This is a genomic window from Xenorhabdus thuongxuanensis (assembly GCF_001908095.1).
GTDB lineage: Bacteria > Pseudomonadota > Gammaproteobacteria > Enterobacterales > Enterobacteriaceae > Xenorhabdus > Xenorhabdus thuongxuanensis.
Genome location: NZ_MKGR01000118.1, coordinates 1 through 386, shown reverse-complemented (window position 1 = coordinate 386; position 386 = coordinate 1). Strand labels below are relative to the sequence as shown.

The window sequence follows — 386 nt, the reverse complement described above, 5'->3', positions numbered from 1 at the left end:
CTCTGATCCTGAAAGTGCTGGGTTATCCTTCAAGCTGGAAAGTCCATTCAATGTTCAATTCTTGCTGAATAGGTGTGACGACTGGGATCTGTCGGGAGCCGGATGCGGTAGTTCTGCATGTCCGGTTCTGAGGAGGGATCTGCCCGGGTGACTGGGCAGGTCTACTCACCAACAATGGTCATTTGTCGGTAATAAGAAAAATCAACGCTGGCTCTGGTATGCCTGGGAGCCTCGCCTCAAGCGAGTCGTGGCACATGTTTTTGGTGATCGCAGTACGGCGACTTTACGCAAACTCCTTGAGTTATTATCACCTTTTAATGTCAGGTTTTACTGTACGGATGATTATGCACCTTACAACCGACTTCCTGAAGAAAAACATATTGTTG

General features: G+C 47.9%; 1 pseudogene. It reads left to right on the top strand.

The features are described 5' to 3' along the window. Positions 1-169 precede the first annotated feature (169 nt). Positions 170-386: pseudogene (locus tag Xentx_RS18310) on the top strand (IS1 family transposase); the annotation flags it as partial.